This is a genomic window from Sporosarcina sp. HYO08, assembly GCF_001563475.1.
GTDB lineage: Bacteria > Bacillota > Bacilli > Bacillales_A > Planococcaceae > Sporosarcina.
Window position 1 is genome coordinate 166336 of sequence record NZ_LPUT01000023.1, and the last position, 25197, is coordinate 191532.

The following is a 25197-nucleotide window of genomic DNA, read 5'->3' on the forward strand; positions in this document are numbered from 1 at the left end:
TGTGAAGCTAGATGGGGTTTGTTGGACATTGCGTGGCGTTTGTTGGACACTTTACGCAATTGATTGGAGACTTACACGGAGTCGTTGGGAACTCTCTCACAATCTCCCACCCAAAAAGTCGCCCATGGCTAACTCCATGGGCGACTTTTAAGATTATGCGCAAGTCTCAGCTTTCAAGATTTTTACTAAGTCCATCAAATGCCGAATTTCATACGTGGGCTGGTTGCCGATATGATTCTCTTTGCCTTCTGGATTGTACCAACACGTGTCGATTCCAAAGTCGATGCCCCCCTGGATATCAGAGGTTAACGAATCACCGATGATCAAGACTTTCTTTTTATCTGTAACTTGAAGTTGAGCAAACGCATATTCAAAAATTTCCTTTTGCGGTTTTTGAGAACCGGCATTTTCTGAAATGATTATTTGTTCGAATGCATTATGTAAAGGCGAGCTGCCAATCCGCGATGTCTGCATATTCGCAAAACCGTTTGTAATAATAGCGAGTCTGAATTCTTTCAGACTATCACAGAGCGCCAATGCCCCTTCCTTTAGATGGGCTTCTTTACTTAAATTATCGAAATAAGCATGGCTGAATGCTTTTGCATCGATTTCAAGATGATGCATCTCAAATAATCGATGAAAACGACTTTCACCCAATTCCGCTAATGAAATTAAACCTTGCTCCAACTTTTTCCACAGCCTGCTACTCATCTCTTTAAAACTAGATTCGCACACCTTTAATCCGGTCGGGTGTCCAAATGCTTCAAATGTATTCGTTAAGGCCCTTTTCTCTGCTAAGCCGTAATCTAATAGTGTGTCATCCGCATCAAATAGTAAAACTTCATACGTCGTTTTTTTCATCCATCATAGCACCCTTTTCTATAGAAATTTTTTTCATTTCGATACAAGTTCTGCTTTATATGGTAGCGACATAATGATTGATCATAAATTCTTCGAGAAAGGATTTCCAAAACGTTATGAATATAAAAACAAAGTTAATGATTGTAATTGGCCTGATCTATTTTTTAACTACTATTTTCCATGTTGCATTGCAATTCACTGGCGGCGGGACGAATGAGGGTGACTTTCAATTGTTAGGTGTGGCGATGATTCTTCCTTTGATCGCTGTATTGCTCGTCCATAAAAGTTTATTTAGCGATCCTATCGTGCACACTTTAGGTCTTTCATTCACAGTAAATCGGTGGTTTTTTATTGCGATGGTTCTCCCGATCATCATGACACTCTTCAAGCTTGTAGGCATAAAGCTTTTATTCGATGAAGATCTTTTTGGGGCTGCCTTTTTCCAGAGCTTTTTCTTCTTGTGGATCATCGGACTGACGGTTGCATCGGTTTCTGCATTGTTTGAGGAAGTCGTGTGGAGAGGTTATTTATTTCATTACACGAAAGGGTTTGGATTTTACAAATCGATCTTGTTCAGTGCAATCGTTTGGTCGGTCTGGCATTTGCCGATTGCGTTGTTTTACAAATTTACGGCTTCTCCATTTGCCGGTACGTCCCTATTTTTTATTCATTTGTTCCTTTTGTCTATTTTGATCAGCTTGTTCCGTATAAAATCCAATTCAGTCATTCCTTCAGCAATCTTACACGGCATGCTCAATGCTTTCTATTTGCAGAGTGAACCATTTTCGGGTGACGGACTTCTTATAGAAGGAATCCAAATCGCTGTAACAATTGTTTTTACAGGCGCATTATTCGTACCAGCAATTTTCCAACAAAAAACGGCTCTTCGCTCACATTGCTAATTTTATCGTTGCTAAGCTTTCGAAGGTTGCGTGAAGCCTTTAATCACATGTGAATGGCCATCATCTACAGTTGTTCGGATTTCAACGTAATGGACATGATAACCGCCAAGCAACGGAATCGGCGTGCTCGTAACGCCGGGATGCATATGAATGTGATGTTCCGCGCATGTCGTCGCACCCAGATGACCATGCGTATGACCCGCTTGAGTGGGCTAGGGTCTGTTAACCTATCATTCAACTCCTTCTATTTCCTTAATACCCACCATATGTAGAGGAAGCAAAACCAATGACAAGATAAAATGAGGTAAAAAAGACCACTGATTTGTGAGATCGGACGGTCGATACAAAAGTTAACCCATTCTGTCTCTGGATAAAATAACCCATCAGAGCCCTACTGTATATTTAGACATAAAAACACCCCATAAATGTTAGTTTAGCGGCTAACATTTACGGGGCAGTTCAAGCCCACATGCACCTTAAAGACTTCAAGCGTCAGTCCAATCAAGTGAAATAATGTGATCACCTTCAGTTCGTCACGCGTTTCGAGCCCAGACTGCACCATCCACACCTGCATCAGAAGACAAATGATAAGCAGCCAGTCATACCGTGATAAGAAAGGAAGCGGCATCATTTTTGCCGACAAGGGCATTTTTTCTTTCGAAGAGGAGATCACTAAATTTCGGGTTTTCACATCGGTTCACTGCCGTTCGTTTTGCATTTTCGGTTACTGCCCAGCTTTATTCACTTTGACTGTCCTCATCACTTCGATATTCTAAAATATCTCCAGGCTGACAGTCTAACGCTTTACAAATCGCCTCTAAAGTGGATAATCGAATCGCTTTTGCTTTTCCATTTTTTAATATAGACAGATTCGCCATCGTGATGCCTACTCTCTCCGAAAGTTCTGTTACGCTCATTTTCCTTTTTGCCAACATCACATCAATATTAATAATAATTGCCATGTTTTTTCACCTCAGACCGTTAAATCATTTTCTGATTTTAGTTCGATCGCATGTTTTAATAGCTTTTGCAAAACAGCTGCAAAAACTGCGACTACCACCGAAGCACCCACAATGACCATGCCAACTACTATGAGGCCCGGTGCGTCGTCCCACTCTGCTATAATCGCGATGAATGGCAAAGCGACCACATACAAGCCGCTGATGATTATCGCATAGATTTTAATTTTCTTTAGGGCTTTTACTGACAACTCTGAGAACGCCTCGTTCTTATCAATAAAGCTTAACAGTTTTAATGCTTGAAACAACGCCATATAAAACGGTATCGCCGATCCATACATTACAATTAAAATGCCAAAAACTGCATAAGCTAGCGACGCACCCCTTTTTGCTTGTTCAATTGCTTCGCTTGCGATTTGCGGCAACAAAAATACACATAAAGCAAGCACAGGAATGCCAATAAAGATTACAGCAATCTTTAAAAATCCCGTTTCTCGTTTCATAAAAAACACCTCACCTATTTAATTTCTTTTTGATCTTAACAGATTTTTTATCGTTTTACAATAAATAATTATCCCTTTGTATTATATTATTATCGTTACTTGTATATACATTTAAAATAAAATAAAAAAAGCATTCTTCTCTAAACAAAGAATGCTCCAACTTTAACCTATTTAATTGACTATATTTCAGAAAATAATTTATACGGAACTAGCATCCTTCTCACTCAATTGCCAAATCTTTTTGCATTTCTAGCCCGCGATTTTTCTGTTTCTGCTTCCCGATTACGAACGGCTGTATTCGTTTCTAGTGAATTCAGCAAATTTCTTGTACTGATGGCCACTCCCTCAACCGCTTGAAAAAATGCCTCCTCGTTGGCTTTTGATGGTTTGTTGTATCCAGACACTTTACGTACATATTGAAGCGATGCGGCGTAGATTTCATCATCTGTAGCTGGAGGATCAAAATTGAATAGCATTTTTATGTTTCGGCACATGGTAACTCACCTTTCTATAAGGACTTCCTAAAGACATAACTCGCTTTATCATACGCCATTTTTTTTCATAAAATTTAAAAGTATAACGCTTAAAGGGCTGTCCTAAAGCAAAGAGCCAGGCACCATTGAACACTAAATATAGTATCAAAATTGAAAAATGATACTACATTTTGAAAGTGTATCGTGGTGCCAGGCACTTCTAGGACAGCCCCTAATCTTGGATTGGGAAGTAACAGTCACTCGATTCCAATCCGATGCAATACTTCTAAAGAAAGTAAAACATGTTTGAGAAAATCGTCTATTTCATGCATATGTGCTTCGTTAATTTTCCGTTTGAATCTAAGTTCGATATGGTTAGAATAACTTTCCATTTCTTCCCCATAATTGAAACCTAGAGTTTGCGTCAAATTAATTCCATCTTCCCATATCCCTTTTAGCGCCTGCTCAATCTCTTTACATCGCTCTACATTTTGAATCGACTTTATAAATCGCAACACCAATGAGCAACCTAAGCCTTCTTCAGTCTGCTCTAAAATTTCCCCCGCTAAATCGTTTAATGAAGCGGTTAACACAATTTCGGCGGTTATATCTTTTTGGTCTTCTAGCGTAAATTGAATGGCAAACTCTCGCGCTAAAATCGCAAAATCCATTACATCCTTGCGATTAGTAATTGTTATTTTCCGATCTACATTATCAAGATCATACACTTCATTTTCAAATACGACTTTTAAGTTATCGAATATTGTAGGATCGTACATATTTACATCTCCAATTGATGCAAAAATTTATTGGACAGTCACTTGATTCTATTTTCAAATCAACTTCCTTAAGCCCGCATTTCGTTCTTCTCTTACTTCTTCAGATGCCAAATCATACTTTTTCAATAAATGAAAGACTTCATTTAAAGTCGCCTGATCCCGCTGTTCATTCAAAAAAAGTAAATATTTCTCGTATAATGCTTTAGGCAAAAATGTTCTTTGTTCCTCCAACTTTTTCCTCACATCGTCAATTGAATGATCAATTGTACATTTACTCACGCAAACATCCCTCTTTCAGTGCTCTTTCCTCGATTGGAATATAACTTCTAAGCTGGGATCCAACATACTCCGCCCGTGGACGAATCAAACGATTATTCGAATATTGTTCCATAATATGTGCAGTCCACCCTGACGTTCTGCTAACGGCAAAGATTGGCGTAAATAGGTTTCTTTCGATCCCAAGACTATGGTAAGTGGAGGCTGAATAAAAGTCAACGTTCGGCAGCAGCCCTTTTTCTTTCGTTACAATTTCATCAATTTTGACGGACATTTCATATAACGCCTGTTGTCCTTTGAGGGCAGTTAGACTTTTTGACATGCTTTTCAAGAATTTCGCCCGCGGATCCCCTGTCTTATAAACACGGTGTCCGAATCCCATAATCTTTCTTTTCGTGCGGAATGCTTCATACACATAAGATTCTACATTTTCAACGTCTCCAATTTCCTCAAGCATTTCCATGACAGCTTCGTTCGCTCCTCCGTGCAGTGGACCGCTTAAAGTACCGATCGCAGATACAATTCCTGAATACATATTGGCAAGCGTCCCTACCGTCACACGTGAAGCAAATGTAGATGCATTGAGTTCGTGATCAGCGTGGAGGATTAAAGCCGTGTCGAACGATTGGCGAGCGATTTCATCTGGAATTTCGCCCGTTAACATATATAAGAAATTTTCGGCAAAGCTTAAATCTGATTGTGGCGAAAGAATCTCTTTTCCTTCTCTTGCACGTTGTATAGCGGCCGTAACTGTTGAAATCTTCGCTTGGATATTCAATGCTTTCCGTAGATTGGCTTCAGGAGACATATCGTATGCATCTGGATCATACAGCTCAAGCGCCGAAATGACCGTTCTCAGCACTGCCATTGGATGCGTATCTTTCGGGAAGGCATTAATCAAAGCAATGATTTCATCTGGCAAAACGCCTTGGATGGCAAGGTCATTCTTAAGCTTGTTAAGTTCTTCTACTGTAGGCAATTCATCATGCCATAACAAATAAAGAACTTCCTCAAAGCTGGCCTGTAGTGCCAATTCGTCAATATCGATTCCCCTATACGTCAGTACACCGTCAATGATCGAACTAATCCCGGATTGTGTTGCTACGACTCCTTCTAATCCTGCTGTTGTCATAGTTAAACAACTCCTTTTCTAATCTTATCATTTGCGTTTATAATTTTTCCGAAATTTCCAACAAGTTGATATTACTAGTTTACAGTTCATTGGACTATGAGTAAAATGAATATAACGAATATAAACTATGAACAAAAAGAATAAATAGGAGGATGAAATGGAATTTCGCGACTTAAAATCTTTTATCGAAGTGGCCACACATAATAGTTTTACAAAAGCTGCCGCCCACTCCTATTTAACACAATCTTCTTTAAGTAAAGCAGTGAAGAAATTAGAAGATGAGCTTCAAGTGCAGCTATTTGATCGATCCACAAGACAGTTACATTTGACGGATGCCGGGCAAATCGTCTACCAACAGGGGCAGAAAGCACTCGCTGCATTATCCGAATTAAGCATATTGTTAGATGATCTTCGCAACGTAACCGGCGGCGAAATTAAACTGGGCATCCCACCGCTCATCGGCACACTATTTTTCCCGAAAATTGCCCATCATTTTCACAAACAATATCCGAATGTAACGCTTGAGTTAGTAGAACTTGGCGCAAAGTTAATCGAACAGCTTGTGGAAGATGGGGAAATAGATCTTGGCATCGTTGTCTTGCCAGCCAATGAAAACAAATTTCAGATTTCCTCGCTTATTCAAGATGAATTTGTTCTATTTTTGCATGAAGATCACCCACTAGCCGAAAGAAGCGCGGTGTCTTTAGATGAATTGAAAGATGAAAATTTCATCATTTTTTCGCAAGACTTCGCTTTACATGATTACGTCATCCAAGCGTGTGAAAACAAGGGCTTCACTCCAAACATCGCTTATAAAAGCTCTCAATGGGATTTAATTATCGAACTTGTTTCATCAAAACTCGGCATCACAATCTTGCCGAAATCTATCTATCACAAACAAACGAACAGCAATGTTAAAATTGTTCCGATCGAAAATCCAATCCTTCTATGGAGACTGGGAATTATTACAAAAAAAGGGGCCTACCAATCTTTCGCGGTAAAAGAATTGTTGAAGATGTTGGAGGAGAATTTTATTTAAAAATGAAAATAGTAATAAAAATAACACGTTTCATTCAATCATCAAATGAAACGTGTTTTGTGTTTATTTACAATAAGGATTTATTCTTCCAGCCTAATATATCGCCCCGAAAATTATTTACTCCTAGCGGTATTCCCAGCCTGTCCCATCATTTATCAGCGCCTCTTTCACGACGATCGATTTCACATTTCTCCATGTATGTTTTTTACGGTTCGGAAGTACAGCATTTCATACAGGTAAGGCCTAAAAAGCGTATATTTTATTAAAGTCAATAGCCTCATATGAGGTGTAATTGGTCCAAACCTCACTTGTACTTGTACATATACTAAAATGAGAGGGGGCTTAACAGAATGGACCGATTTATTCTTTTGATGTTGGCAAGTATTTTAGCGGGATTTGCTTTATTAAAGGTTTCCTTAACAGGAACTTTCCTAGCAGGTATAGAGCCGATTACTAATTTAATAGGTATTTTGGCGATTTTAATTTTCTCCGTTGTCCTAATTTATAAAGGTTTAATGGCAATGCTGGGGAAATAGTAACAAAAAAGACTCAGATGTTATTCTGAGTCTTTTTTGTTACTTCTTAATAATAGTAGGTGCCCAAACATCTTCATTGTTAATTTATATCTCGCTCACTGTTATTTTTCAACAAAAAACTTCAACCTATTCCTCAAATTAGCATTCGCAAAAATTGTTCGAAATTCACGCCGGCCTCGTTTGGAATTTGCTTCTTCGATGTTGCTTCAATCGCAGCAGCTAAAAACGTCTCTGCAAGCTCCATCGACGCTGCCAAATTCTGCCCGCGCATCATGCCGCCCATGATGACGGATGCAAACAAATCGCCTGTACCGGAATAGTTCTCACCATTGTAGTCAAGTAAACGATAAAATGAACGATTCTCATCGATATACATATTGCCTACAAAACGTTCGTTCGAAGCTGTCGGCGGCGGATTCAAACCAGTAATAATAACGGTCGCGCCAGTTGTTTCTTGCAGCTCGCGCCCCGCCCCCTCTAATGCATGCATATAATCTGAATCATCTCGATAACTTTGTAACTTTTCATAGGACAATCCCGTAAGCATGCAACACTCTGTTACATTAGGCGTAATAATGTCTGCACACTTCACGAGTTCCTTCATACGATCAAGCAACCCGCCCGTAAATATTTTATACACTTCACCCGTATCGCCCATGACCGGATCGACAAGCAGCTTCGTTTCTTTCGTGTGAAACACGTTTAAAAACTCAAAGATGTTATCGATTTGCTCCTTTCCTGTCACGAAACCTGTGTGAATACCGTCAAAAGTCGCACCAAGTTTGCTCCACTCTTCTACAAAACGGCCCATTTTTGACGTTAAATCTTCACAATAAAAGCTCGAATAATCTGTTTGCGCTGTTAAGATCGCAGTTGGCAATGGAACCGCCTGCACACCCATTACAGACAATACAGGAATGGCAGCCGTTAATGAGCATTTCCCAAAAGATGACATATCTTGAATGACCGCAACCTTTTTCATCTATCTCCCCACCTAACACATCGTTACTTATTCTATCTTCATCGTATCATAAATTAAAAAACAATCTGACCCCATACTTTTTCATAGAAGTGACACTTTCACGATGGTCAGTCCTTTGCTAAAGTGAAAGTAATCAAAGAATTCATATTTCAAATTATTAAAAAGGAGAGGAAGCACAAATGCAAAATATACAAAGTCAGTCCTATACAAACACGCGCACGAAAACATTTGACTTAGTATTAACAGCTATTTTAGCAACGCTTGTTTTAGTTTCCACAATGTTCATTAACATTAAGCTTCCGATCGGACAAGGCGGTCTCATTCATTTAGGAACATCCATGCTTTTCATCGCAGCGATTTTATTTGGCCCTAAAAAGGGAATGCTTGCCGGAGCGATCGGAATGGGCTTATTCGATGTCGTAGGTGGCTGGTTAATTTGGGCGCCTATTACAATTGTTGCCCGCGCATTACAAGGCTCCATCGTTGGTAAAATCGCTTGGTCGAAAGGGCATCGCGGCGACAATGTGAAATTAAACATTTTAGCAGCAGTTGTGTCTATGCCCGTGATGATCGCGGTATACTATATCGGACAAGGGTTCATGTACAATAACTGGGTCGCACCGATCGCATCCATTCCAGGAGACATCATTCAAAACGTTGTCGGCTTACTGATCGCGATACCTGTCTGTACTGTATTGAAAAAAACACCGTACTTTCGCAAGAAATTTTAAGCTGTACAATACACCTCCTACTGAATGAGTCAAGGTTCATTCAGTAGGAGGTTTTTGTATCTTTATCTTTCGAAAGCACAGTAATTCATGACTCCCTGTTCCTCACAATTTATAATTCAGAAGCTAATTCAGTCAACAAAGTGACAACCGTTTCAGATGCTCGATGTAGCTGTTCGAAAGCTTCCTCAGCCTGATCGATCTGTCCATTTTGATAATAAGTAACAGCCATTTCTGCATATTGATGAACAGCTTTATGTGGCTCTTCTAGTTGTTGAAATGCTGGACTATGTTTCAAACGGGACGGGAGATCACCGTAATACCATTTTCCGAATCTACAAGCTCGATACGCTGAAGCACTTTCAATATCAATGGCAGTCAATCCCATCAGCATGTTATACACTTTCCATTTCCAAAGAAGGTGATCTGTTTTCGCAACTCGCAAGATATCTTTGGGCGTTAGCTGAATATTCGTTTCCAAAAACGTAAGACGGTATCGATCCATATCCATACTTAGATCAAAAAAAGCTTCCGTTGTCTCTTTTGCTATTTCCCGAGCATATGTACTTGAATTATGAATTGTCGAATTTCGTTCAGTAATATCAGTGATCGCTGATGTTTGTTCTTCAGTCATTGCAGCAATTTGCGATGTCGCCTCGTTGATATCATCCATCGTTGAAACCATTGCATCCAGTGCTTGATGGGCAAACTTTGCGTCAGCCATACTCTGATCCACAAGCTTTTCAGTATGGGTCATTTGCGTCGTAACAGATTGCGCAACATTGAACAAAGACCTCATATTACCAGTAATTTTTAACGTTTGTTCTTTTGTATGCTCTGCTAACTTCCTTACTTCATCGGCAACAACCGCAAAACCTTTCCCTTGTTCTCCTGCGCGCGCTGCTTCAATACTTGCGTTTAAAGCAAGTAAGTTTGTCTGTTCTGCAATACCTTGAATAACATTGACAATTGTTTCAGTATGCTCAATTTCTGTATTGAGCTGATGTACTTGTTCGACCACTTCATAATACAAATTGCCGATTTGTTGAATATCTTCAAGCGCCCCTTGAATATCTTTTTGACTTTTTTCCGCGGATTGCACTGCTTCATCTGCTCTTTCTGCAGCTTTTATTGCTTGATCGGCTACTTCTGCTACAGAAGCACTCATTTCTTCCGTAGCTGCCGTAACGCTATAGCTTTCTTCTAACATATTGTCCATTCCAGCAATCAGTTGTTTAGACGTATCTAACCCAGTCATGTTGTTCAACATATCGGACATATCAAATAAAAAAGCTTTAAATGTTTCTTCCATATAGACTTCGACAATTAACTGTTGGTCAAAAGCTGCTAATCGTTGGATGGCAAGCACGCTTTCAATCATCTCATTTGGTTTATGGTGCATTTTTTCCATTAAAATAGTCGTCATTACTTGTATCAATAAATGGTGTGCAGCGATAAAATGTTCAGCTGTCAAATGGATTTGACTATGTATTTGGCCCACTCGAACCCTTGTCAAGACATATTCCCGATCCACTTTAGCATGAAGGAGCTGTTCTAAGTATTTCTCCATTGTGTTCCTTAATCGCTCTATCGTAGAATGTTTAGCAATCAATTGTTCAAGATGACCGGCCGCCGTAATTTGTTTGTAAAATTGATTGATAATTTCAGATTGGTATGGGAGTAAAATATGTGATGCCGCTTGTACGTGACGAATTGTTTCTTCGGTAACGCCCATAAATGCCATTCTTTCTTTTATACGCTCTCCGATTCCTTCAATTTCCGACCCATTCGTCTGTTCTAAATACATTTGCCAAGTACTTGGTTTTTTGACGAAAAAATTTAACATAACTTTCCCCTCAGTTCGATTCCATTATTTTTGACAACACTTCATTCACTGCTATTCACAAATCTGTTCAATTAGAAGTTTCCTCCGCATGAAACAGATTATCTATTATTTGATCGGCCATTTTTAAACTCTCTTAAGTAAATTCAATGGCGATATTGTGTAATTCTATGAGATTTCTAATATTTTTTAATCGTCTCCTCTTATCATCATATTAAAAAGCCGACCCTAGATAGAGTCGGCTGTCTCATAATCAATTTATCATGTTACTTCCTACAAACGATATCATACAACTTTCGCTTAATTCGTTTAGACTTCTCACTACAAATTACTTGGAACTTTTTTTAAAATACCAGCCACTATCCGGACGATCACGCGGTGTCATATTGATGATAAAATAGCCAATGATTAAAATAAGGATGACAAATGAATAGAACAATGTATGGATTGGATGATCATGTTCAACGATGATTAACCTAACCATCGCGGTGATACCGATATAAATAAAATACCGAAGCGGGAAATGATAGTCTTCCTTAAAGTATTTGACAATCATAGCGATAAACTCAAAATACAAAAAGAAGATCAAAATATTCGCCAAGTATGCGTTATAGTCAGTATGATCGCCCGTGATCAGTAATTGTCCAAAAACATATAGCTCTTTTATGAGGACAATAGATAAAATAATGGCAAGAAAAACGAGCATGATATTTAAGAACATTTGTAGGGCAATCGGGAACATTTGCAATGCCTGCGTGTACTTTTTCTTTACCATATACATTTCTCCCTCCGATAATTTGTCTCATTATAAGTGCTAGAAAAATCATTTGTCAATGATCTAAGTCGAATAAAAACTAAAGGTTTACATTCGAATTAACTTTTGGTTAATTACAGAAACACAAAAAGAGGTTATCCGAGAAGTGCCAAGCACTTCTGGAATAACCTCTAATCATTCATTTCACGATCGTTCCTTAAGTGATTAACTGATTATAGAGTTTTTCACTTGCGGGATTAAAACCGATTAACTCAACCTTTTTCCCTTTTTGCTCCAGCTTTTCTTTTACTTTCAAAATTGCCCCAACTGCCGATTCATCCCAAAGGTTACTGCTCGCAAAGTCGATTACAATCGTATCATCTGTTATTTGTTCAAAAGCCTTTGTAAATCGCATTGTGGAGGCAAAGAAAAGTGGTCCTTCCACGACATACCGATTGCCTGCTCTTTTCACTTTTACATGTGAAACCGTTGCAACAAAAAAGAGCGAGCTTAAAATAACACCGATGACAACGCCGATTGCCAAATTATGCGTATAAATGATGATGCCGACCGTAACGATCATAACGAGTGACTCTGCACGCGGTGCTTGGACAAGAAATTTGAACGAACCCCAATTAAATGTCGTCGCACTCACCATAATCATCACACCAACAAGTACCGGCATCGGAATATCCACAACAACGTCACCTAACACAAGGATGAGGAACAGAAGAAAAACACCCGAAACAAAAGTCGAAAGTCTGCCGCGTCCGCCTGATTTCACATTAATGATCGATTGTCCAATTAATGCGCAGCCCGGCATGCCGCCAAAGAAACCATTGATGAAGTTGGCGATCCCTTGCCCGCGCGCTTCTTTATTTTTGTTGCTGCCCGTATCGGTCATATCATCTAAAACCTGCGCAGTCATTAACGACTCTAACAATCCAACAATTGCGAGCGCAAAAGAATACGGCAAAATAATTTTCAGCGTTTCAAAGTTCAGCGGGATATCAGGCAAGAAAAAGATTGGCAGCGTATCTGGCATCGTTCCAAGATCCCCAATTGATTTCATCGGCGCACCACTGAACATCGCAATCGCGGTCATAACAACAATCGCAATGAGCGGTGCTGGAATGAGCGTAAAAAACCGCGGAATCGCATATACAAGAACAAGCGTCACACCTGCGAAAAGGTAAGCGATCCACCCTTCCCCGACAAGATAGGGAAGTTGCGCCATGAATATCATAATTCCGAGCGCATTGACAAACCCAAGCATGACCGAATTCGGAATAAAACGCATTAAATTCGCCACGCCAAAAACCCCAAATAAAAATTGAAGAATACCCGTTAAAATGCCTGCAGCCAATAAATATTGCAGGCCATGATCCGCAACGAGCTTGACGACAACAAGTGCCATTGCCCCAGTCGCAGCAGAAATCATCGCCGGTCGTCCGCCGACAAATGACATGACGACCGCAATTGTAAATGAAGCATATAACGTTACACGCGGGTCTACACCTGCAATGAATGAAAATGCGAGCGCTTCCGGAATGAGCGCCAAACCTACAACAATCCCAGCTAAAATATCAGCTCTTATATTGCCGAACCATTGTTTCCTATATAATTGCATCCAGATTCTCCTTTAGTTATGATAGAAGTGGTTTCCCCCGAATATCGTTTTAGGAACGTTCATAGCATAACATTTTCATTCCCAAAAAGGAATGTTTTTGGGAATACCAGGAGTGAAAGAAGATGAAATTTGGCTATCAGCGTCCCATTTTGGAAGATCAAAAAATGACGCAGCAACTTGCACATATAGAAATAGATGAAATGTTTAGTGAAACGCATGGCTTTGCCAAAAAAAGACATGAATTGGAAAATTTGTTGATGAAGGTGGAAAGTGGAGATGAAATAGTTGTCCAAAATATCGAAGTGTTGGCCGATTCCTTGCATCACTTTCTAGACTTACTCCGCCTTGCCGAGCGGGATGGCGTTACGATTCATTTCATCGATGAAGAACTGACAAATCGAACGATCCAAGAAGGCAATCTTTCTACTTGGACACAATTTTTCACTTCATTGCAATCAACTTTTATTAGCCACGCCTCCACTTTCGGCATTCAAGCGGCCATTAAACAAGGCAAAACTATCGGTCGCCCTAGAAAGTCGGATGTAAACTTAGAAAAGGCATTTGAAATGTATAAAAGTAAGCAATATACCTTGCATGATATTAAAAATGAAACAGGGATTAGTAAATCAACCCTTTATCGTTATTTGGATTCAAAAGTATAAAACAAGAGCAATCATTTCTAATGACACACTCCCTCATTTCGAAGGAGTGTTTTTTGTTTGTAAAGATCGTCGCCATGAACGGATTCCTTTTTATAAGACTGATTGAAAACCAAGCAATACGTATACCTTGTTTACAATAAGCCAACATAAAGGACATTGCCGATGCCTATAAGATGTGAAAGCGAGGGTAAACCATGTATTTTTATAAGGAAGATTTAATTAATATTATTGTCCCTGACAAACCTGATCCAGCTGCAGCGAAGGTCATGCAGGAAATACTTGGCGGACACTTTGGAGAAATGCGCACCATGATGCAGTACTTTTTCCAGAGCTCAAATTTCCGGGGCAAGGAGAAAAAATACCGAGATCTGCTCCGAGGAATTTTTTTAGAGGAGATTGCGCATGTTGAACTTGTGCAAACGACCATCAACCATTTGCTAAATGAATCTGGGGAACCTGGAGTAGGAAACGACAGTCCAAGCGGAGCGCCATTGCAAGATCCGGTAACCCACGCCAACCCCCATCATTATATAGTAGGCGCGCAGGCTTCTCTTCCAGTGGATGCGGCAGGAAACCCGTGGAATGGGTCCTGGGTGTACAGCCACGGGAATTTGATAGGAGACTTACTGGATAACCTTGTATTGGAATCAACTGGGGTTTTGCAAAAGTCAAGAATCTATGAAATGAGTTCCAACAAAACGTTTAGGGAAACACTGGCGTTTCTAATCGTTCGCGACAATGCGCATCAAAATGCTTTTGCCAAAGCACTTGAAACACTTGGAGTAGAATGGGGGAAATTGTTCCCGGTTCCAAACTACGATATCAATAAATACCCTGAATGCCGGAAGTATGTAGATATGGGCTTCCACAATGCCCAGTTTAACTTCAGGCTGGATGATACCCTAATTGCAGACGTTTTCTCTGGAAAATCCCCAAGCAGGAATGGCGGAGAACTTCAAGTTACTCCTCCACCTGAAGGTTATCCAGTTCCTGTTATGCCTGAAATGCCAAATGAGCACGCCCCAGGAATCAGCGATTTGAATAGATAAGAAATGACTCACTCTTTAGAGCAGATTTCAGACTGTAAACAAACTCAAAAAATCGAGTTTGTTTACAGTCTTTTGATTTTAACCCGTCAAAAGACCTCTACCCAACAAATATCCGGTAGAGGTCTTTTTCGACTTCATCCACATGCACTTTTCATCTTTTTCAGCTCTCTTCCAACACGACCGATGCTCTTTTTTTCTTCACCCAAGCTAAGACAATCGCGCCGATCAGCGTAAAGCCCAAGTACCCCATGACTGGGTAGACCGTTCCGACAAGCGTGATAAACCCAACAAAGCTTGCTCCAAATGCGGCTGCGCCGAATACAACAACAGCTCCCTTAAACTTCATTGTATCTCTTGGGACGATCCGTGCCGTAAATGCATAGAGCATACCGACAGCCGTATTATAAATCATACCAAGTAAAATAATGGAAAAGATTATACTTACCACTGGATTCATACTACCCGCGAGCAGTAACATTGGCATTGGAACAGAAGCGATTTCCTTCAATTGTGTCAACATGGAAACGTTGATAAGAAGTATGAGTAGACCAAGACCCAGTCCACCGATAATACCTCCCCAAGCCGCAACTTTTTCGTCCTTTACCGTTCCGCCCATTACGGTCAACATCGCAGCGCCGGCGGCAATATTATAAGAAACATATAACGCCGCTCCTAACAGCCAGTGAGAAGCACCTCGGCTATCGCTTGCCGCTTGTAGATCCGCTGATGCAAAATCAAAATTGAATACCGAATAGACGGTGATCCCAATAACAATTAACAACAAAAATGGTGTGAACGCACTGATAAGGGACATGACTCTTTGGATACCGAAAGTCAAAGAGATAATCGTTACGGCAGCCATCAAAATACTGCCAATGAAACTCGGTACGCCAAATTGTTGTTCAAAAATGGCACCGGCTCCTGAAAACATGACAACCGTCACACCGAATAAGAAAAACGTAATGATGAAGTCAATCACAACCCCTAAATAACGACCACAAATATGATAAATCACTTTTTGATGCGACGTCGTTTGCAAACGGCTGCCTAATTGTGTTAAATTCATTCCGATAAAAGCGAATAATACCGCTGCAACAACAGAGCCCGCAATGCCCATTGCACCAAAGCTTGTGAAAAATTGTAAAATTTCTTGTCCCGATGCGAATCCGGCACCGACAATGACACCGATAAAAGCTGCACCCATTTGAAAACTTTTTCTCATAAAATTTCCCCCATCTAAATTTTCGACCTAATCCGGTATCTGAATATTCCGAATAATTATTATGCAATAAATCATGTGGGTGGAGGTCCACCCACATAATCATTATTTAGCTGCTTGATAACGGTATTGTTCAACCGTGAACTTATCCATTGCGTCGAAATTCGGTTCATAACCAATCCCATATGCAGTCGGCACTGTAATATAACCGTCTTCCACGACAACTTCCGGTGAAATGATGTCTTCTTCCCAATAACGGGACGAACCAGCCGTATCACCAGGTAACACGAAGTTCGGCAATGTCGTTAGCGCAACATTATGGGCACGCCCAATCCCAGATTCCAACATGCCGCCGCACCAAACCGGTATGCCTTTTTCCATACAATAATCATGAATTTTCTTCGCTTCTGTCAAACCGCCGACGCGGCCGATTTTAATATTGATAATTTTCGTACTGCCGAGCTCAAGTGCTTTACGTGTGTCTTCAAGCGAATGAATACTTTCATCCAAACAGACCGGCGTTGTCATTTGTTTTTGTAAAGTCGCATGATCGATAATATCATCTGAAGCAAGCGGTTGTTCAATCATCGTTAAGTTAAATTCATCCAGTTGTTTTAACAGCTCAACATCCTCCAGCGTATAAGCTGAATTCGCATCCGCCATGAGCGGTACATCTGGAAACTGATTCCGCAGCTCACGCATCACTTCGACATCATACCCTGGTTTGATTTTCACTTTGATCCGCTTGTACCCTTCTTCCACAAAACCACGAACCGTTTGGACCAAGTCTTCGACATTTTCGTGAATGCCGACGCTTATACCAACTTCAATTTTGTCACGCTTTCCGCCTAGCGCTTCTGCCAATGTCAGTTGATTTCTTTTCGCGTATAAATCCCAAATCGCTCCTTCTACAGTTGATTTGGCCATATTATTTTGTCGGATGGGACGGAAACGTTCACTTATTTCATCTGGATGACCAACTGTTGTACCTAACACGAGTGGAATGAGAAAGTCTTGAATCATATGCAAATTCGTTTCAAGTGTCTCTTCGTTATACCAAGGCGAATGGAATGCGACAGACTCGCCCCAGCCGGAATTGCCGAGTTCATCTTTTGCCTCTACTAATAGAAAATCTTTTTCCTGCATCGTACCAAAACTTGTTGTAAATGGATGCTTCATCGTCATTTTCATTTTTCGGATGTTAATTTCTTTGATGATCATTGTATATCTCCTCTTTCACTCGTAGTTAATGGGATTGTGCTTCTTTTTATTACTTGGTAATAGTGAACGCCCGCCTTAGATCGATTTACACCGACTAATGCATAGCCTGCTTGGAATAATGTCTGGAAGATCTTTCTAATTTTCAATCGCCAATCTAATGCAAGGGTTGGCTCACTGCTTTTGATCAACTGAATGTGATCTGGGACTGGAATTTCTAAGCCGTCAACATCAGTCGGTACGTTCTGTTCATCCCATTCGAGAACTGGATATCCTTGTTCCGTTTTTCCTACCGTGAATGGACGTTCAAAACGATCGAGTGTCGGCACCCAGCCTTTCTCCACTCTTTCACTTGCAATCCACCATTCGATTTTAAAGCGATCTGTAGGTAAACCTTTGTTCAATCCGTCTTCCATTTCTCCGTACCAATTTTCTAAATAAATACTGCATATCCCGTATAATTTTGACAAATTCAAATAGGCGTTACGGCTTTCCAGCGGATCGAATGTCCATGTAATTAATTCATAGCCCATTTCCTTTGCAAGCTTTCGCTGCTCATCCTTCAATAGTTTGCCAATTCCCATGAGCTGGTAATCTGGATGAACCCCTAACATGTGCGAACATAAATACGCTTTACCGTTTGCAAATCCCGTAAAACTATACGAAAAACCAACGAGTCTCTCACCGTCAAAAGCACCTAACATTAAACCGCCATTCGTAATCGCAGTATACGTCTGGTGGATTGGAATCGGGTCCATCCCCCACACTGTTTTTTCGAGAGATTGAACGAGCCTTAGTTCTTCAATGGTTTCCAATTTGCGCGTTATAATGGTTGGTTTCATTCAGTTCACGTCCTTTTGGTCTAACCGTTCGAATGTATGGATGACTGCACGGGCTAAAATTTCAATTCCCGTCAGCAAACTATCTTTGTTGAACGTCATGTTCGGATGATGGAGGCCAGGCGATAGATCGCAGCCAAGGCCAAGCATCGTTGCTTTCACAGTAGGACGTTTCAATGTGTAGAAATGAAAGTCCTCTCCGCCTGGCGTGACAATCGGCGGCGCTAGATAGGACTCGCCGACCGTATCGGTAATCGCTTGAGCCATTATGTCAGTGGCCGTTTCATCCACTTCGGCAGCCGCAATTTCAGTGAGCAATTCACATTGAATGTCCACGCCAGTCATCTTCGCAACGGAATCGATGGCTGATTGCACTTGTTCCAACAACTTGTCCATCACATCATTCGTTTGCGCGCGCATATCGATACTGAAGACACCGTTTCCAGGTATAATGTTCGCCGATTCCCCGCCCGCTTGGAACATCGTCATTTTTGCCGAATGCGGTACCATCGGGTCGACATGAATGGAACGGATCGCTTGTACGAGTAAAGCCATCACTTCAATGGCATTTTGTCCAAGATGGGGTCTTGCCCCGTGCGTGTCCGTTCCGATAATGGACCCTTTCAACATTTTCGCAGCGCCATGAAAAAGTGCAGGTGCGGAGTAACCATGACCGATTTCTTGGATCGGGCGAAGATGTAGGCCGTATAAGTAATCGACATCATCAACGAGCCCTTTATCAACAAATGCCAAGGCGCCTGTTCCTTTTTCTTCCGCTGGTTGGAACAGCGCTTTCAGGCGGCCGTTCTTCGGATAGCCGAGTTTTTTCAAAACGAGCAGCGCCCCAAATACGATCGTCATATGCGCATCATGTCCGCAAGAATGATTGGCTTGGTAAACACCGTCTACTTCTTGCCAAAGTGCATCGATATCTGTGCGGAGCCCGACGCAGTGTTCTCCTTCCCCAGCCATCACAACGAGCCCCGTTGAATCTTCAAATGTTGTGACTTCGTACCCTTCGTTTTTGATAAGCTGCTCTAAATATTTCGTCGTCTCGACTTCCTGCCAACTAATTTCAGGATGTGTATGTAAGTGATCGAATACTTTCTCGATCAACGGTTTAATTTCTTGCAATACCCTTTTCATCTTTTCTCCGCTCCTTTAACAAATAAAAAATCACTTTTCAACGATTGATAACTTCTTTGGCTTTGGTCAAATTGTTCCTTTTCCTTCACCGATAACCCGGCAACAATCGCGTTCATAAATGAAAACAAAGAAGCTGTCGCATCTAATGTAGACTTGTTCGGTGAATAAATCGGAAACAGCACATCACTATGTGCATGAATCGGCGAGAGCAATGAGTCTGTAATCGCAATGACATAAGCATTTTGCTCCCGTGCCAATTCAGCAATTCTAATCGTTTCTTTTAAATAGCGATGAAAAGATATCGCGATCAATACGGATTTGTCCGTCATCGTACTCAGCGTTCGAATCACATCTTCCGCTTCAATCCGAATGAGCCGCACGTCATGCCTGACAAGCCCAAGTGTATAGGATAGCCAGGTTGCCGCGGCGTGGGACGACCTAAGTCCGAGTATATAAACTGTTTCCGCTTTGGAAAGAGCATCGATCGCTTTTTCATAATCACGCTCGTTAATTTGCTTAATCGTTTCCGTAATGGTCCGACAGTCTTGCTCCATCACCTGTTCATAAAAAGGGGATTCCTTCTCCAGTTCAAGCTTCGTTTGCTGGTACGTGTACAAGCTACTTTCACGGAACAATAGCTGTTCTCGTATGGTCTTCTGCAATTCGGCATAACCGGACAGTCCGATACGATAACAAAAGCGGATCACCGTCGTTTCACTCACGCCGATTTCCATGCCAATTTCTTGCGCCGAAGACATTGCGACATTTCGCGGATGATCTAGCACATAAGTGGCAACTTTTTTTTGGCTTTTCGATAAGTTATTAAAGTGCTCGTGAACGAGATCTAGTAATTTCATAATTGATCACCACTTGAAGTTTTTGCATTTCATTCCCAAGAAATGAAGTTTAAACTTCATAATTGATTGTGAATAACTTATCATAAAAGTTCCCAGATTACAATATCTTTTCTGAACTTTTGCAGTAAATAAAAAACCTCACTGAATTTTTTCAGTGAGGCTTCTCGATTATACCCGTTTCACAACAATCTCTTCATCCACAACATCGACATGCACATTCACAACATTTTCTTCTTCCAAGATCAAATCTGTTAATGGATCTTCGATTTTGTCTTGAATCATTCGGCGAAGTGGACGAGCACCGAAGCGTTTATCGTAACCAAGTTTCACCAATGCTCGTTTGGCTTCAGGAGAAATCGTAATGGCAATATCGTTTTCTTCAATTGCTTCTTCTAACTCAACAAGCATTAGATCTACGATTTCAAGCAAGTTTTCTTCCGTTAATTCATTGAATGAAACAATTGCATCGAAACGGTTGAGGAATTCAGGTTTGAAGTAATCCCCTAACGTTTCCAACTTCGTCACAGATTCATGTGCTGGTTGATTGAATCCGACACTTACTCTTCTATCCCCTGTTCCTGCGTTACTTGTCATAATGATGACCGTATCTTTGAAGCTTACCGTGCGGCCATGTGAATCGGTCAAACGGCCGTCTTCCATAATTTGTAGGAACATATTTTGCACATCTGGATGTGCTTTTTCAATTTCATCAAGGAGTAAAATCGAATACGGGTTGCGGCGAACTTGTTCCGTCAACTGACCCGCTTCCTCATGTCCGACATACCCTGGAGGTGAACCGATAATTTTGGACACCGAATGTTTTTCCATATACTCACTCATATCGAGGCGAATGAGTGCGTCACGTGAACCAAATAACTCCTCGGCGAGCACTTTTGTGATTTCTGTTTTACCAACACCTGTTGGACCGACGAATAAGAACGATCCAATCGGACGCGTTTTCGATTTCAGTCCTGCACGGCTGCGTCGAACTGCTTTCGCAATTTTGTCGACTGCTTCTTCTTGCCCAATGACTTTTTTGCGAAGATTGTCAGCGAGATCTTTCATTTTCGCCTGTTCCGTCGCTTGCAGTTTTGTGACAGGGATTCCCGTTTTCTCTTCTACAATTAGCTCGATATCAGCAACTGTCACTTCTGTATTTTCAACTTCTCCGTTTTCTTTCGCTTTCTCTAACTGTTTGCGCAGTTGAATTTCCTCATGGCGTAAATGTGCGGCTTTTTCATAGTCTTCCACTTCTGCCGCCTGTTCTTTTTGGACGACGATTTCATCCAAACGTTTTTGAATCGCATGAGAATCAGCTGACGTTTGTTTTAGATTTAAGCGTGCGCCCACTTCATCCATTAAATCGATTGCTTTGTCCGGCAGGAATCGATCTTGAATGTAACGTTGGGACAGTGTAACAAATGCTTCAATGGCTTCATCGGAATAATGAACTTCATGGAAGTCTTCGTAACGATCTTTAATGCCGTTCAAGATTTTGACTGTATCTTCTGCGGATGGCTCTTTCACAATAATTGGTTGGAAACGGCGCTCTAACGCTGCATCTTTTTCAATTTGACGGTATTCTTTCAACGTCGTTGCACCGATCAACTGCAAGCCGCCGCGTGCTAATGCTGGCTTTAAAATATTGCCTGCATCCATTTGCGAACCTTCTGTCGATCCTGCCCCGACAAGCAAATGAATTTCATCGACGAATAAAATGACATCTTTTCGATTTTGTAGCTCGTCAATTAATTGTTTCATGCGCTCTTCAAACTGACCGCGAATCCCTGTATTCGTAACGAGTGAAGCGACATCTAACAAATACACTTTTTTGTTCAGAAGCTTCGCAGGTACATCACCTTCGTGAATTTTCACCGCAAGCCCTTCCGCAATCGCTGTTTTACCGACACCCGGCTCCCCAATTAAGACTGGGTTGTTTTTATTTCTTCTATTTAATGTTTCAATCACACGTTTGATTTCTTGATCGCGTCCGATGACTGGGTCGATGAGTCCTTGACTTGCGTCATCCGAAATATTTTTACCTAATTGATCTAATAGACCATCGCCTTGCTGTTCGTCGACTTGTCTTGTTTGCGTACGCGCTTGTTTGCTTCCGTTCGCTTGGAAAAACTGATTTGCATCATTGCCAAATGACGGCATTTTGCCAGCGTTCAATTGTCCTTGCATGTCTTGGAAACAAGATTGACACAAGTTCATTTGCATCCGTTGATTATTCACCTGAAGTCTTAAGCTCACACTTGCTGCGTTTCGTTGACATTGTTGACATTTCATCATCAGTTCCTCCTTTAAATTTTCTTTGATTTTTCCGATCTGACTTTGACTAACCTTGACTTATAATCTGATTATACACTGACCTTTTTTGACTTTCAAGGGTTTTGTTTGATCTTTTTTGATCAACTATATTTTTCTAATAAAAAATCGCCTCGGGAATTTAATCCAAAAAGCGATTTGTCTTTTCTTGTATTTTAGGGATTCTCAACATACTTTCTTATTTTGGCACAACGTATATTGAAGGAGATTCCCCCGTAAATTCAATTTTAGCTGCCGTCCCATTTATTTTTTTCCAATGTTCCTCATTAAATCCAGGCAAGGTCGCCAACACATAATAATTTTCGTCATGTCTAGGTGATACATTCATTTCAATCGTATGATGCTCGTCTAAACGATTCGCCTGCGCAAAAAAATACTTTCCATCATATTTCAAATAGTTATATAACATCACTTCTCCATCTACACGCATTAGTCGTACTAAAAATGCATTTTCCTCGTGTCGCGCGATTTCTTCAAGTTCTACATGACGCTCAAGATATTCAAAAGGCTGTTCATAACTCCATACTACTAGTAATTCATCTAGTTCATTTTCATTCCCTAAATCTAGCGTAGTAAAAGATGTGAATCTGACAGAACCATCTTGATCTACACGGAAAATTTCATTGCGAAATTTATAACCATTTGCTTCGACACGATATTGATAGGGATAATCACCTTTTTTTAGCACTTTCGGAGATATTTCAAACGAATATTCTGGATATTGTTCATGTAAATAATCGGCTACTATCACATATCGCTCAGCATGTTGATGTTTTATATAGTAAGGGCGTAATGCAAAAAATAAAACGAAGGCAAGGACAGAAATAACAGTCACTGTGAAGGCAATTTTTTTCTTCTTGCGAAATATGAACCACATAATGGTAAGGATCAGTATAAGTATGCTGCCGAAAATCATCATTACCAATAGCTCAATTGGACTCATTGGACTTCCCCCTGATTGATTGGCATATTTGAGACTAATAGAATCGTCATCATCATATTCTTATAAAAGGTAACAAAAAAGAAGGGATGAAAAGTTCGTTGAAAAAAGTGAAGGTTCGTTTACAACCCCTTGTAAGAAATATCAATTTACCGACCGTTTTAAAAACAACGATACTTCCGGGCGATTCCATGGAAAGATTATTCATTGCAACCCAGGTCGGAGAAATCTTTTACTTAGGAAACGGTGAAATCAGGACTTTTTTAGACATTCGCTCGCGAATTTTACAACTCGGTGCTTCCAGTGGCGGATATGATGAACGGGGATTACTTGGACTGGCGTTTCATCCCCAATTTTACTATAACGGCTTGTTTTATCTTCATTATTCAGTAGCTGGGTCTCAAGGTCCTGGTGCACTTCCCGGACGTTTCACTCCAGATCCGTGCAATCCGGAAACGTTAAACGTAAGGTGGAACAATAGAGAAACGCAATATGATCATATTGATACAGTTGAAGAATGGATTGTCCAATCAAATGGCCAACCTCAAAAGCGACGAACACTACTGAACTTACGAAGGCCATTTTCTAATCATAATGGTGTTAACAGCCTAAACTTTTCACCCGAAACCGGAAAACTTATTTTAACAACCGGGGATGGCGGATTGGGCTATGATCCCTTTAATTTAAGCCAAAATGACATGGAAATCGCCGGTAAAATCATTGAAATTGATGTGGGGAAGAATTTATTTATCTCCCATCTACCCGTCGTCACACGTTTTGATGAGCTTCCGATTCCAATTCAGGAAACACTGACGGTCATGGCCAAAGGTGTTCGCAATATACCGGGCATTACATTTCAAAGGTTCTACAATCAGTATATCAAATATGTCGGAAATGTCGGACAGGATTTGGTAGAGTCGATTTTTTCATTCATTCAATATCAACCAGTACCGGTTACTGAGCTTGTTCGAGCCTCCGTATTGAAATCTGAAATGGATCAAGAAGGATTGGTGAACTTTGGATGGCGAGGATGGGAAGGTGATTTTCCAACTTCGATTATGAAGGGCTGCTCTGGAAACCCAACTTTGGAGGAGAAAACAATTGCTTATTATGATGAAGCAGTAAAAACTTCGGCAGGGCGTCTTCAGCCTTTAACGAGTTATTATCACCGTGAACCTCGGGGTGATAAGTTTGGGGGAACTGCATTAACAGGCGTGCAAGTTTATATGGGAAATGGCATCCCCGACTTAGCTGGAAGTGTTATTTTTACTGACCTTGCACGAAATGAAGATTCCCCGCCTCCAGCTAGAGGTGCTTTGGCTTATACAAGCGTCAGAGCAGATTGCAAACTCAATGATTACAGTGTAATTGAAACCGAACATGACTTCGGTGCTAGTTCCGCTTATTATGTTAGTTTGGGAACGAATTTGGATCAGACCAGACTTTATTTAGGGGTTTATGGCTCTACAAAAGTGGCGGATTTAAACCAGGGAACTATTTTTGAAGTTGTTCGGGGTTGATATTGCAAGGTCCTGCGCA

The 25197-nt window shown here is 40.8% G+C and carries 25 protein-coding genes and 2 pseudogenes; 7 read left to right on the top strand and 20 right to left on the bottom strand.

The window, feature by feature from the left end:
- Positions 1–153: 153 nt before the first annotated feature.
- On the bottom strand, positions 154–861 hold the full coding sequence (locus tag AU377_RS07835) for a YjjG family noncanonical pyrimidine nucleotidase (RefSeq protein ID WP_067406572.1): 708 nt from the start codon (positions 859–861) through the stop codon (positions 154–156).
- 116 nt (positions 862–977) lie between these two features.
- On the opposite strand from AU377_RS07835, the gene AU377_RS07840 reads away from it, so the two are divergent.
- Positions 978–1763 carry a CPBP family intramembrane glutamic endopeptidase gene (locus AU377_RS07840; RefSeq protein WP_067406575.1) on the top strand — a complete coding sequence of 262 codons (786 nt, stop codon included), beginning with the start codon at positions 978–980 and terminating at the stop codon, positions 1761–1763.
- Positions 1764–1774: 11 nt separating this feature from the next.
- On the opposite strand, the pseudogene AU377_RS15910 reads toward AU377_RS07840, so the two are convergent.
- The 8 genes and pseudogenes from AU377_RS15910 to AU377_RS07870 all read right to left on the bottom strand — a co-directional run.
- Positions 1775–1957: pseudogene (locus tag AU377_RS15910) on the bottom strand (YmaF family protein); the annotation flags it as partial.
- Positions 1958–2226: 269 nt separating this feature from the next.
- A pseudogene (locus AU377_RS15300) lies at positions 2227–2397 on the bottom strand (DUF817 family protein); the annotation flags it as partial.
- A gap of 103 nt (positions 2398–2500) precedes the next feature.
- On the bottom strand, positions 2501–2725 hold the full coding sequence (locus AU377_RS07845; RefSeq protein ID WP_067406577.1) for a helix-turn-helix transcriptional regulator: 225 nt from the start codon (positions 2723–2725) through the stop codon (positions 2501–2503).
- 11 nt (positions 2726–2736) lie between these two features.
- Positions 2737–3225 (bottom strand): DUF2975 domain-containing protein, encoded by a 489-nt coding sequence (locus tag AU377_RS07850; protein WP_067406580.1) that lies wholly within the window; start codon positions 3223–3225, stop codon positions 2737–2739.
- A 224-nt stretch (positions 3226–3449) separates the two neighbouring features.
- Complete coding sequence (locus AU377_RS07855) at positions 3450–3719, bottom strand: DUF2277 domain-containing protein (protein ID WP_067406581.1); 270 nt, start codon at positions 3717–3719, stop codon at positions 3450–3452.
- 236 nt (positions 3720–3955) lie between these two features.
- Positions 3956–4477, bottom strand: coding sequence for a hypothetical protein (locus AU377_RS07860; protein WP_067406584.1), 522 nt, complete (start codon positions 4475–4477; stop codon positions 3956–3958).
- A gap of 54 nt (positions 4478–4531) precedes the next feature.
- The gene (locus AU377_RS07865) at positions 4532–4756 is read right to left on the bottom strand and encodes a group-specific protein (protein WP_067406587.1); all 225 of its coding nucleotides are present in this window, start codon (positions 4754–4756) and stop codon (positions 4532–4534) included.
- Positions 4749–5885 (bottom strand): citrate/2-methylcitrate synthase, encoded by a 1137-nt coding sequence (locus AU377_RS07870; RefSeq protein WP_067406590.1) that lies wholly within the window; start codon positions 5883–5885, stop codon positions 4749–4751. The genes AU377_RS07865 and AU377_RS07870 overlap by 8 nt, the downstream gene beginning before the upstream one ends.
- Before the next feature lie 157 nt (positions 5886–6042).
- Here AU377_RS07870 and AU377_RS07875 point away from each other — a divergent pair, with 157 nt between their 5' ends.
- Both AU377_RS07875 and AU377_RS07880 read left to right on the top strand, forming a co-directional pair.
- Positions 6043–6924 (top strand): LysR family transcriptional regulator, encoded by an 882-nt coding sequence (locus tag AU377_RS07875; protein WP_067406592.1) that lies wholly within the window; start codon positions 6043–6045, stop codon positions 6922–6924.
- Between the two features lie 350 nt (positions 6925–7274).
- Positions 7275–7460 carry a hypothetical protein gene (locus AU377_RS07880; protein ID WP_067406595.1) on the top strand — a complete coding sequence of 62 codons (186 nt, stop codon included), beginning with the start codon at positions 7275–7277 and terminating at the stop codon, positions 7458–7460.
- Positions 7461–7593: 133 nt separating this feature from the next.
- Here the strand turns inward: AU377_RS07880 and AU377_RS07885 are convergent, their stop codons facing one another.
- Positions 7594–8442, bottom strand: coding sequence for a pyridoxamine kinase (locus AU377_RS07885; protein WP_067406598.1), 849 nt, complete (start codon positions 8440–8442; stop codon positions 7594–7596).
- Positions 8443–8621: 179 nt separating this feature from the next.
- On the opposite strand from AU377_RS07885, the gene AU377_RS07890 reads away from it, so the two are divergent.
- Entirely contained in the window at positions 8622–9173 is a 552-nt protein-coding gene (locus AU377_RS07890; protein ID WP_067406599.1) for an ECF transporter S component, read from the top strand.
- Positions 9174–9282: 109 nt separating this feature from the next.
- On the opposite strand, the gene AU377_RS07895 is transcribed toward AU377_RS07890, so the two are convergent.
- The 3 genes from AU377_RS07895 to AU377_RS07905 all read right to left on the bottom strand — a co-directional run bounded on the left by AU377_RS07895 (position 9283) and on the right by AU377_RS07905 (position 13397).
- Positions 9283–11016 (bottom strand): methyl-accepting chemotaxis protein, encoded by a 1734-nt coding sequence (locus AU377_RS07895; protein WP_067406601.1) that lies wholly within the window; start codon positions 11014–11016, stop codon positions 9283–9285.
- A 325-nt stretch (positions 11017–11341) separates the two neighbouring features.
- Positions 11342–11794, bottom strand: coding sequence for a phosphate-starvation-inducible protein PsiE (gene psiE / locus AU377_RS07900; RefSeq protein WP_156450409.1), 453 nt, complete (start codon positions 11792–11794; stop codon positions 11342–11344).
- 190 nt (positions 11795–11984) lie between these two features.
- Complete coding sequence (locus tag AU377_RS07905) at positions 11985–13397, bottom strand: SulP family inorganic anion transporter (RefSeq protein WP_067406609.1); 1413 nt, start codon at positions 13395–13397, stop codon at positions 11985–11987.
- Positions 13398–13519: 122 nt separating this feature from the next.
- Between AU377_RS07905 and AU377_RS07910 the strand changes: the two genes are divergently transcribed.
- Positions 13520–14059, top strand: a complete 540-nt coding sequence (locus AU377_RS07910; protein WP_067406612.1) for a recombinase family protein — start codon at positions 13520–13522, stop codon at positions 14057–14059.
- Positions 14060–14253: 194 nt separating this feature from the next.
- Entirely contained in the window at positions 14254–15108 is an 855-nt protein-coding gene (locus AU377_RS07915; RefSeq protein ID WP_067406613.1) for a manganese catalase family protein, read from the top strand.
- A gap of 160 nt (positions 15109–15268) precedes the next feature.
- Here AU377_RS07915 and AU377_RS07920 read toward each other — a convergent pair whose 3' ends face one another.
- The 7 genes from AU377_RS07920 to AU377_RS07950 all read right to left on the bottom strand — a co-directional run bounded on the left by AU377_RS07920 (position 15269) and on the right by AU377_RS07950 (position 23661).
- On the bottom strand, positions 15269–16330 hold the full coding sequence (locus tag AU377_RS07920; protein WP_067406616.1) for a hypothetical protein: 1062 nt from the start codon (positions 16328–16330) through the stop codon (positions 15269–15271).
- 102 nt (positions 16331–16432) lie between these two features.
- Positions 16433–17548: an o-succinylbenzoate synthase gene (menC, locus tag AU377_RS07925; protein WP_067406619.1), complete on the bottom strand. Its 1116-nt coding sequence runs from the start codon at positions 17546–17548 to the stop codon at positions 16433–16435.
- Positions 17545–18387, bottom strand: a complete 843-nt coding sequence (locus AU377_RS07930; protein WP_067406620.1) for a GNAT family N-acetyltransferase — start codon at positions 18385–18387, stop codon at positions 17545–17547. Before AU377_RS07930 ends, menC begins: the two co-directional genes overlap by 4 nt.
- Positions 18388–19530, bottom strand: coding sequence for a M20 peptidase aminoacylase family protein (locus tag AU377_RS07935; protein ID WP_067406623.1), 1143 nt, complete (start codon positions 19528–19530; stop codon positions 18388–18390).
- Positions 19527–20387, bottom strand: coding sequence for a MurR/RpiR family transcriptional regulator (locus AU377_RS07940; protein WP_067406626.1), 861 nt, complete (start codon positions 20385–20387; stop codon positions 19527–19529). The genes AU377_RS07935 and AU377_RS07940 overlap by 4 nt, the downstream gene beginning before the upstream one ends.
- A gap of 168 nt (positions 20388–20555) precedes the next feature.
- Complete coding sequence (locus AU377_RS07945; protein ID WP_067406629.1) at positions 20556–22679, bottom strand: ATP-dependent Clp protease ATP-binding subunit; 2124 nt, start codon at positions 22677–22679, stop codon at positions 20556–20558.
- A gap of 217 nt (positions 22680–22896) precedes the next feature.
- Complete coding sequence (locus tag AU377_RS07950) at positions 22897–23661, bottom strand: hypothetical protein (RefSeq protein WP_067406632.1); 765 nt, start codon at positions 23659–23661, stop codon at positions 22897–22899.
- Between the two features lie 98 nt (positions 23662–23759).
- Here AU377_RS07950 and AU377_RS07955 point away from each other — a divergent pair, with 98 nt between their 5' ends.
- Entirely contained in the window at positions 23760–25178 is a 1419-nt protein-coding gene (locus tag AU377_RS07955) for a sorbosone dehydrogenase family protein (RefSeq protein ID WP_067406635.1), read from the top strand.
- The last annotated feature ends 19 nt before the right edge of the window (positions 25179–25197 follow it).

Coding starts and splice junctions, on each gene's coding strand:
- AU377_RS07855 (WP_067406581.1), bottom strand. CDS start 3,719: ATGTGCCGAAACATAAAAATGCTATTCAATTTTGATCCTCCAGCTACA.
- psiE (WP_156450409.1), bottom strand. CDS start 11,794: ATGTATATGGTAAAGAAAAAGTACACGCAGGCATTGCAAATGTTCCCG.
- AU377_RS07875 (WP_067406592.1), top strand. CDS start 6,043: ATGGAATTTCGCGACTTAAAATCTTTTATCGAAGTGGCCACACATAAT.
- AU377_RS07845 (WP_067406577.1), bottom strand. CDS start 2,725: ATGGCAATTATTATTAATATTGATGTGATGTTGGCAAAAAGGAAAATG.
- AU377_RS07935 (WP_067406623.1), bottom strand. CDS start 19,530: ATGAAAAGGGTATTGCAAGAAATTAAACCGTTGATCGAGAAAGTATTC.
- AU377_RS07930 (WP_067406620.1), bottom strand. CDS start 18,387: ATGAAACCAACCATTATAACGCGCAAATTGGAAACCATTGAAGAACTA.
- AU377_RS07890 (WP_067406599.1), top strand. CDS start 8,622: ATGCAAAATATACAAAGTCAGTCCTATACAAACACGCGCACGAAAACA.
- AU377_RS07950 (WP_067406632.1), bottom strand. CDS start 23,661: ATGAGTCCAATTGAGCTATTGGTAATGATGATTTTCGGCAGCATACTT.
- AU377_RS07915 (WP_067406613.1), top strand. CDS start 14,254: ATGTATTTTTATAAGGAAGATTTAATTAATATTATTGTCCCTGACAAA.
- AU377_RS07860 (WP_067406584.1), bottom strand. CDS start 4,477: ATGTACGATCCTACAATATTCGATAACTTAAAAGTCGTATTTGAAAAT.
- AU377_RS07880 (WP_067406595.1), top strand. CDS start 7,275: ATGGACCGATTTATTCTTTTGATGTTGGCAAGTATTTTAGCGGGATTT.
- AU377_RS07895 (WP_067406601.1), bottom strand. CDS start 11,016: ATGTTAAATTTTTTCGTCAAAAAACCAAGTACTTGGCAAATGTATTTA.
- AU377_RS07840 (WP_067406575.1), top strand. CDS start 978: ATGAATATAAAAACAAAGTTAATGATTGTAATTGGCCTGATCTATTTT.
- AU377_RS07905 (WP_067406609.1), bottom strand. CDS start 13,397: ATGCAATTATATAGGAAACAATGGTTCGGCAATATAAGAGCTGATATT.
- menC (WP_067406619.1), bottom strand. CDS start 17,548: ATGATCATCAAAGAAATTAACATCCGAAAAATGAAAATGACGATGAAG.
- AU377_RS07850 (WP_067406580.1), bottom strand. CDS start 3,225: ATGAAACGAGAAACGGGATTTTTAAAGATTGCTGTAATCTTTATTGGC.
- AU377_RS07910 (WP_067406612.1), top strand. CDS start 13,520: ATGAAATTTGGCTATCAGCGTCCCATTTTGGAAGATCAAAAAATGACG.
- AU377_RS07920 (WP_067406616.1), bottom strand. CDS start 16,330: ATGAGAAAAAGTTTTCAAATGGGTGCAGCTTTTATCGGTGTCATTGTC.
- AU377_RS07835 (WP_067406572.1), bottom strand. CDS start 861: ATGAAAAAAACGACGTATGAAGTTTTACTATTTGATGCGGATGACACA.
- AU377_RS07945 (WP_067406629.1), bottom strand. CDS start 22,679: ATGAAATGTCAACAATGTCAACGAAACGCAGCAAGTGTGAGCTTAAGA.
- AU377_RS07885 (WP_067406598.1), bottom strand. CDS start 8,442: ATGAAAAAGGTTGCGGTCATTCAAGATATGTCATCTTTTGGGAAATGC.
- AU377_RS07940 (WP_067406626.1), bottom strand. CDS start 20,387: ATGAAATTACTAGATCTCGTTCACGAGCACTTTAATAACTTATCGAAA.
- AU377_RS07870 (WP_067406590.1), bottom strand. CDS start 5,885: ATGACAACAGCAGGATTAGAAGGAGTCGTAGCAACACAATCCGGGATT.